The organism is Dietzia maris, from assembly GCF_014144855.1.
Taxonomy (GTDB): domain Bacteria; phylum Actinomycetota; class Actinomycetes; order Mycobacteriales; family Mycobacteriaceae; genus Dietzia; species Dietzia kunjamensis.
Window position 1 is genome coordinate 1 of sequence record NZ_JAALDN010000321.1, and the last position, 7734, is coordinate 7734.

Here is a 7734-nt window from a genome sequence, read left to right on the forward strand (position 1 = left end):
GTGCCCCGACTCCTCGCCGAACCCGCCCATCAGGCCGATCCCCTCGACCTCCACCCGCACGTCGTCGGGGACGTAGATGTCGATGCCGCCCATGATCGCGAACGCCCGGATCGTCGTCTCGTGGGACTGCAACGAGGCACCACGCAGGTCGATCTCGATGCCGCCCATCAGCGCGAACGCGGTGTGCACGGAGGGAAGGGTCCACGCCCCCGCCCGCTCGACGCCTCCCATGATCGCCAGCGAGGAGGCGGGCCCGCTGGCCCCGGTGACGCGACGCGCCGGGGCCCCGTGCGGCCGGGTCGCGGGCGTCGAATCGTGCTCGTGGTGGGCGATCGGCAGGTCGTGCGTCAGCTCGATGAGCTCGGACCGGAAGCGTGCGGCGTACGCCCGCGAGGTCCGGTCGTCGAATTCGGCGAGCGTGAGCCGCCCCTCCGAGAAGGACTCCTGGAGGAGCCTGGCGGTGGCGTCGCGCTCGGCGTCGGAGGCGCGGACCGACGGCAGGTGGCGATCCGGCTCGGGCGTGGCGTCATCCATGGTCACGAGCCTAGTACTGCACTACCTGTACGCGGGCTGAGTAGGTGGACGCACGCTGCCCGCACCCCGGCAGGCAGACTGGGGTCCATGATCGAGGTACGGAATCTCACCAAGCGCTTCGGCGCCTCCACCGCCGTGGACGACCTCAGCTTCGAGGTCCGGCCCGGCGTCGTCACCGGATTCCTCGGCCCGAACGGCGCCGGCAAGTCCACGACGATGCGGATGATGGTCGGTCTCGACACCCCCACGTCCGGGCAGGCACTGATCAACGGCACCCCGTACCGCGAGTTGGATCGCCCCGCCCACAAGGTGGGCTGTCTACTCGACGCGTCCTGGACCCACGCCAACCGTTCCGCCGGCGCGCACCTGAGGATGGTCGCCGCGGCGGGCGGGGTGGCGCCGGGCCGCGTCGACGAGGTGCTCGGCCTGGTCGGCCTCACCGACGTCGCCGGCCGCAAGGTCGGCGGCTACTCGCTCGGCATGCGCCAGCGACTCGGTCTGGCCACCGCCATGCTCGGCGATCCCGAGGTCCTGCTCTTCGACGAGCCCGTCAACGGTCTCGACCCCGAGGGCATCCTGTGGATCCGCCGGTTCATGCACGCGCGCGCCGCAGAGGGCCGCACCGTGCTCGTCTCCTCGCACCTGCTGTCGGAGATGGCGCAGACCGCCCAGGACCTCGTCGTGATCGGCCGCGGCAAGCTGCGCGCGCAGACCTCCGTCGAGGAGTTCTTGGACGCCGCCACGTCCTCGGTGGTGTTGCGCACCCCGCACGTCGACGAGTTCACCGCCGCCGCGCGCGACGAGGGCATCGAGGCCACGTTCGACGCGGAACAGGGTGTCTTCCTTATTCAGAATCTCCGCGCGCCGCAGGTGGGCGATGTCGCCGCCAGCCTGGGGATCACCGTCCACGAACTGCACGAGAAGCGGGCGTCGCTGGAGGAGGCCTTCATGGCCCTCACGGACCAGGACGTCGAGTACCACGGTCAGGAGTCCACCCGATGAACCAGCTGAAGTCCGAGTGGATCAAGGTCACCACCACCAAGAGTGCCTACTGGCTGTACGCGATCGGCATCGGCCTGGCGGTGGTGCTCGCAGTGGTCATCGGCCAGTTCGAGCAGCCCGCCACGGGGGACCCGATGGCCGGTGCGCCCGGCGGCGGCAGCGACCCGCTGTTCGCGATCCTCGGCGTCAGTGCGTTCACCGTCCTGCTGGCGTGGATCGCCGCGATCGTCGGCGTGACCGGCGAGTACCGCTATCACACGATCAAGGCCACGTTCCTGACGACGCCGTCGCGCTGGCCGGCCATCGTGGCCAAGACCGCCCTGTTCACGGTGCTGTCGATGGTGGTCACAGCCGTCGCGGTGGTCCTGGCGCTCCTCGTGGCCGGGGCGCTCTCCGGCAACGAGGGCTGGACCCCGTTCTCCGGAGACGGGCTGACCTACCTGTGGCGCTTCCCCGTCTACGCCGCACTGGGGACGATCGCGGTGACGGGCCTGGCGTACATCATGCGCAACGCCGCCGGCACGATCTCCCTGTTCCTCGTGTGGATTCTGGCCCTCGAGGGCATGGTCTCGTTGATCCCGCGGGTCGGCGAGGACATCGCCGCCTGGATGCCGTTCGCCAACGGTGACTTCTGGACCCAGGGAGAGAGTGTCCGCGGGTACATCACGTGGGGCGAGTGGCCGGCGTTCGCCTGGTTCGCGGCCGTGTGCGTGGCCCTCTGGGTCATCGGGGTGCTGATGACACTGCGCCGGGACGCCTGAGCTCGGTCGGCCGATCCGACCTACTGAGCATCGACGTCCCGGCCCGTCGGGCGCGGTGGGGACCGGCGCGGCCCTCGCAGCCGATGAGAACTACGACTCGGAGATCGGCAGGTAGACGCGGCCACCGAGTTCGGAGAATTCGGCCGACTTCTCCGCCATCCCCGCCTCGATCGCCTCCACCGTTTCCATCCCGTGCTCCGCGGCGTAGTCGCGGATGTCCTGGGAGATGCGCATCGAGCAGAACTTCGGACCGCACATCGAGCAGAAGTGCGCGGTCTTCGCCGGCTCCGCGGGCAGCGTCGCGTCGTGGTACGCCAGGGCGGTGTCCGGGTCGAGGGCCAGGGCGAACTGGTCCCGCCAACGGAACTCGAACCGGGCGGTACTCAGCGCGTCATCGCGGGCCTGCGCGCCGGGGTGACCCTTCGCCAGATCGGCCGAGTGCGCGGCGATCTTGTACGTGATCACGCCGGTCTTGACGTCGTCCCGCTCGGGCAGGCCCAGGTGCTCCTTGGGCGTGACGTAACACAGCATCGCCGTGCCCGCCTCGGCGATGCGGGCAGCGCCGATCGCGGACGTGATGTGGTCATAGCCCGGCGCGATGTCCGTGGCGAGGGGGCCCAGCGTGTAGAATGGGGCCTCCTCGCACCACTCCTCCTCGAGGCGCACGTTCTCCACGATCTTGTCCATCGGCACGTGACCGGGACCCTCGATCATCACCTGCACGCCGTGGCTCTTGGCGATCCCGGTGAGCTCCCCGAGCGTGCGCAGTTCGGCGAACTGCGCCTCGTCATTGGCGTCGGCGATCGACCCCGGCCGCAGACCGTCACCGAGGGAGAACGTCACGTCGTAGCGGGCGAGAATCTCGCACAGTTCCTCGAAGTGGGTGTAGAGGAACGACTCGCGGTGGTGCGCCAGGCACCACGCCGCCATGATCGATCCGCCACGCGACACGATCCCGGTGACCCGCTTGGCCGCCAGCGGGACATAGCGCAGCAGCACTCCGGCATGGACGGTCATGTAGTCCACGCCCTGCTCGCACTGTTCGATGACGGTATCACGGTACAACTCCCAGGTCAGACGGGCCGGGTCGCCGCCCACCTTCTCCAGTGCCTGGTAGATGGGCACGGTGCCCACGGGGACGGGGGAGTTGCGCAGGATCCACTCCCGCGTCTCGTGGATGTCCCGGCCGGTGGACAGGTCCATGATGGTGTCCGCGCCCCACCGGGCGGCCCACACCATCTTCTCGACCTCTTCGGCGATCGAACTGGTGACCGCCGAGTTGCCGATGTTGGCGTTGATCTTGGTGAGGAAGCGCTTGCCGATGATCATCGGCTCGCTCTCCGGATGACGATGGTTGGCCGGGATGATCGCCCGCCCGGCGGCGACCTCCGAACGCACCACCTCGACATCGATTCCCTCCCGCACGGCGATGAACCGCATCTCCGGGGTTGTCAGGCCCGCCCGGGCCCAGGCCAACTGCGTCCGGACGGGAGTGGGGTTCTCCGGCGAGGCGGGGACAGGTCCGGGGTGGGACCACTCGCGGCGGGTCGGCGGGAGGCCCGCGCCCAGGTCATGGCAGTCGGCCGGGTCCGCGTACGCGGTATATGGGCCGGAGGTGTCGTAGACGTCGAACGTCGTGCCGTCGGTGAGCGCGATCCGGCGCACGGGTACGCGCTGGCCGTCACCGAACTCACCGGGCACCTCGAGATGAGCCTTACTGCTGGAATGGATGGGGCCGCACGTCACGGCGTCGATCGGGGTGCCGTCGGTGCCGTCGGCGAATAAAGCTGTGCCCATGGTGTTTCCTGATCTCCCTACGCCGGCATGATCCGGACAGGTTCTACGGTCGACGACCCGGCTGGTCGTCCTCTCAGCCCGCGCATCGAAGCGGACTCCCGTGTGGATGAGTATGTGATTGTGCAGGGGCGAGCGTAACCCGACGAGTAGCATCGCGGGTGGAACACGCCCTGAAGAAGGAGTTCTGATGTCCCCTGTAACGTCGCTCAAGCTGGTCCACAACACCGATAGAGACCGCTTCGAACTGTGGGACAGCGAGACCTTCATGGGTCTCGTTGGTTACGAGAAGGACGGCGACGTCTACATCCTGCTCCATACCGTGATCGAGGAGCGGTACGGCCAGCAGGGAATCGCTCGCCTGCTGGTCAGCCTGGTCCTCACCCGCATGCGGCTCGATGAGCTCAAGATCCGGCCGGTCTGCAGCTATGTGCGGCGGTTCCTCGTTCGCTTCCCGGAATATCAGCTCCTGGTCGCCCAGCCGTGACAGGCGCCGGGCGGTGACCGTGGCCCGCGGTGACCATTGTCAGCCGGCCGACGAGCGGCGGAGAAGGGGCCGGGAGAGCGGGACGTAGTCTGACCCCAGACGACCAGCTACCCGGAGAGGACTCCCATGACCTACCCGCCCCAGGGGAACACTGCCGACGGCGACTCGACCGGTGGCGACGATGCGAGTCGGGGCTCCTACAGCCAGAACCCGTACGGCCAGGGCACATACGGACAGAGTCCGTACAGCCAGGGCTCGTACGGACAGACCGACTACGGCGCGCAGACCCCGACCGGCTACGGCGCGCAGACCCCGTCCTTTGCCGGGGCGGGCGGGTACGGGACCACCTCGGGAGCTCACCCCGGCCCGCCGTCGAACGTCGGCTGGGCGGTCGCGTCGATCCTGTTCTTCTGGCCGTTGTCGTTCGTCGCGATGACCCGCGCGCTGGACGTCTACCCGCTGTGGGCCGCCGGTCGCCACGCCGAAGCCGAGGCCGCCAGCGCGACCGCCAAGAAGCTCGGCATGATCTCACTGGGGATCGTGGCAGTCCTCATCGTGTTGTACTTCATCTTCATCTTCGCGATGGTGGGACTGGCCTCGAGCGGCTTCTAGACCCGGCCGGGTCCGCGGTTCAGGCCAGGCCCAGACGAGGGGCTTCGATCGCGGGGCACGCGTCCATCACCACGTCCAGCCCGGCATCCTTCGCGCGCTGCGCCGCAGCCTCGTCGACCACGCCCAGCTGCAGCCACACCGCTTTGGCTCCCTTGGCTATCGCATCGTCCACCACGCCGCCCGCGAGCTGCGAGTTGACGAACACGTCGACCACATCGATCTCACCGGGAACGGACGCGAGATCCGGGTAGCCCTGCTGACCGTGCACGGTCTCGGCCTTAGGATGGACCGGCACGATCTCATGTCCCAGGTCGCGGACGTAGGCGGCTATCCCGTACGCGGTGCGCGCGGAGTTGTTGGACAGGCCGGCGACGGCCCAGCGGCCCTTCTCGGTGAGCAAGCGCGTGATGACGGCGGGGTCATTGGAATGGCTCATACCCAGTTCAAGGCCCCCCGCCGCCCAGACATTCCCCGCGCGGCTCCGCCAGGCCCGTCCTCGGGGACATCGCTCCGCTCGCTGGCGCTCCCTCCGCTAGTCCCCGACAGCGTCCTTGCCGCGGCGGACGATCTTCGGGTCCGGGTCGAACACCACCTGGGGGTCCTTGTCCGGGTAGTCGAACTGGTTCAGGAAGTAGCGCATCGCGTTGATGCGGGCCCGCTTCTTGTCGTTGGACTTGATGGTGATCCACGGCGCGTGGTCGGTGTCCGTGCGCCGGAACATCTCCTCCTTGGCGTCCGTGTACTTGTCCCACTTGTCGAGCGACTCCAGGTCCATGGGCGAGAGTTTCCAGCGCCGCACCGGGTCGAGTTGGCGGATCGCGAACCGGGTCTTCTGCTCCTCCCGGGTGACGGAGAACCAGAACTTGGTCAGCCCGATCCCCGAGTCGACCAGCATCTTCTCGAAGTTGGGCGCCTGTTCCATGAACGTCTCGTACTGGGAATCGGTGCAGAAGCCCATCACCCGCTCCACGCCGGCGCGGTTGTACCAGGAGCGGTCGAACAGCACGAGCTCACCGCGGCTGGGCAGGTGGGCGATGTAGCGCTGGAAGTACCACTGATACATCTCGGTCTCGGTCGGCTTGACCAAGGCGACGACGCGGGCCTGCCGGACGTTGATGTACTCGCTGAACCGCTTGATCGTCCCGCCCTTGCCGGCGGCGTCGCGGCCCTCGAACACGATCACCTGCCGATGCCCGGTCTCGGCCTGCCAGTTCTGGAACTTCAGCAGCTCGATCTGCAGCAGGTACTTCTCGACCTCGTACTGGTTGCGGTCCAGTCGCTCGTCGTACGGGTAGTTCTCCCGCCAGGTGTCGACGGCCCGGCCGTGGATGTCGATGAGATCCGGGTCCTCGCCGTGGTCGTCGCGGACCGTGAACCCCTCGGCGCGCAGGCGGTCGATGTAGTGGCGCAGTTGGAACGTGGACATGGCTCAGTCGAGGTCCACGACGACGGGCGCGTGGTCGGAGGCGCCCTTGCCCTTGCGCTCCTCGCGGTCGATGGACGCCCCGGTCACGCGGGCGGCCAGGGCGGGGGAGTGCAGCTGGAAGTCGATCCGCATGCCCTTGCGCTTGGGGAAGCTGAGTCCGGTGTAGTCCCAGTAGGTGTAGACGCCGGGCCCGGGGGTGTGTTCGCGGGTGACCTCGCGGAAGCCCGCGCCGTCGAACGCGGCGAACGCGAGCCGCTCGGGGCCCGAGGTGTGGGTTTTGCCCTCGAAGACCTCCGGGTCCCACACGTCCTCGTCGAGCGGGGCGACGTTCCAGTCACCCACCAGGGCGATCTGGGCGGCGGAGTCCGCGGCCAACTCGGCGGCGGCGTGGTCGCGCAGGCGAGCCAGCCACTCCAGCTTGTACGTGTAGTGCGGGTCGCCCAGCTCACGGCCGTTGGGGACGTAGAGGCTGTACACGCGGACGCCGTCGCAGACCGCCGAGATGGCGCGGGCCTCCGGGTCCTGCGAGACCTCGGGATCCTTGTGGAAGCCGGGCATGTCGTCGAAGCCCAGACGCACGTCCTCGAGCCCCACCCGGGAGGCCACGGCGACACCGTTCCACTGGCTCAACCCGTGGTGGGCCACCTCGTACCCGAGCTCACGGAACGCGTCTTCGGGGAACTGCTCGTCCTTGCACTTGGTCTCCTGCATCGCCAGGACGTCGACGTCGGAGCGTTCGAGCCACGCGAGCACGCGGTCTTTCCGGGCGCGGATCGAGTTCACATTCCAGGTGGCCAGGCGCATGCGCCCGAGTGTATTGCCCTCCGCGCGGCGGTGTCACCGTGGGAGCGGCGCCGGTGTCAGTCGACGACGACGAGGTGGCGCAGCGAATGGTGCGGCTGCAGTCCGAGCTTGGCCCACAGGCCACGACCGGCGGAGTTGTCCGCGAACACGTGCAGGTGACATTCCTGCGCGCCGAGGCCCAGTCCCCACTCCACGAGCGAGCCGGTGACCACCTCGGCCAGGCCGCGGCGGCGGTGGGCGTCCGCGGTCTGCACGCAGGACACCGCGATCCGCGGGTGGCCGTCGGGTCCGGCGGTGACGGCGCCGCGGGCGAT

The 7734-nt window shown here is 68.6% G+C and carries 10 protein-coding genes; 4 read left to right on the forward strand and 6 right to left on the reverse strand.

Features of this window, described 5'->3' with window-relative positions; genetic code table 11:
• A partial coding sequence (locus G6024_RS10910) for a DUF1707 SHOCT-like domain-containing protein (protein WP_182640364.1) occupies window positions 1-534 on the reverse strand: 534 nt, incomplete at its 3' end.
• A gap of 87 nt (window positions 535-621) precedes the next feature.
• Here G6024_RS10910 and G6024_RS10915 point away from each other — a divergent pair.
• Complete coding sequence (locus tag G6024_RS10915; RefSeq protein WP_061227928.1) at window positions 622-1536, forward strand: ABC transporter ATP-binding protein; 915 nt, start codon at window positions 622-624, stop codon at window positions 1534-1536.
• Complete coding sequence (locus G6024_RS10920) at window positions 1533-2297, forward strand: ABC transporter permease (RefSeq protein WP_159148695.1); 765 nt, start codon at window positions 1533-1535, stop codon at window positions 2295-2297. Before G6024_RS10915 ends, G6024_RS10920 begins: the two co-directional genes overlap by 4 nt.
• Before the next feature lie 90 nt (window positions 2298-2387).
• Here G6024_RS10920 and thiC read toward each other — a convergent pair whose 3' ends face one another.
• Complete coding sequence (gene thiC / locus G6024_RS10925) at window positions 2388-4094, reverse strand: phosphomethylpyrimidine synthase ThiC (RefSeq protein ID WP_159148696.1); 1707 nt, start codon at window positions 4092-4094, stop codon at window positions 2388-2390.
• 187 nt (window positions 4095-4281) lie between these two features.
• On the opposite strand from thiC, the gene G6024_RS10930 reads away from it, so the two are divergent.
• Both G6024_RS10930 and G6024_RS10935 read left to right on the forward strand, forming a co-directional pair.
• Window positions 4282-4578, forward strand: coding sequence for a GNAT family N-acetyltransferase (locus G6024_RS10930; protein ID WP_067719316.1), 297 nt, complete (start codon window positions 4282-4284; stop codon window positions 4576-4578).
• Window positions 4579-4704: 126 nt separating this feature from the next.
• On the forward strand, window positions 4705-5190 hold the full coding sequence (locus tag G6024_RS10935; protein ID WP_159148697.1) for a CD225/dispanin family protein: 486 nt from the start codon (window positions 4705-4707) through the stop codon (window positions 5188-5190).
• Window positions 5191-5209: 19 nt separating this feature from the next.
• Here the strand turns inward: G6024_RS10935 and G6024_RS10940 are convergent, their stop codons facing one another.
• The 4 genes from G6024_RS10940 to G6024_RS10955 all read right to left on the reverse strand — a co-directional run.
• Window positions 5210-5626 carry a CoA-binding protein gene (locus G6024_RS10940; protein WP_119192772.1) on the reverse strand — a complete coding sequence of 139 codons (417 nt, stop codon included), beginning with the start codon at window positions 5624-5626 and terminating at the stop codon, window positions 5210-5212.
• Window positions 5627-5722: 96 nt separating this feature from the next.
• Window positions 5723-6616 carry a polyphosphate kinase 2 gene (gene ppk2 / locus G6024_RS10945; RefSeq protein WP_159148698.1) on the reverse strand — a complete coding sequence of 298 codons (894 nt, stop codon included), beginning with the start codon at window positions 6614-6616 and terminating at the stop codon, window positions 5723-5725.
• 3 nt (window positions 6617-6619) lie between these two features.
• Window positions 6620-7420, reverse strand: coding sequence for an exodeoxyribonuclease III (locus G6024_RS10950; RefSeq protein WP_119192770.1), 801 nt, complete (start codon window positions 7418-7420; stop codon window positions 6620-6622).
• A gap of 56 nt (window positions 7421-7476) precedes the next feature.
• On the reverse strand, window positions 7477-7734 hold a 258-nt coding region (locus tag G6024_RS10955; protein ID WP_159148699.1), incomplete at its 5' end, for a GNAT family N-acetyltransferase.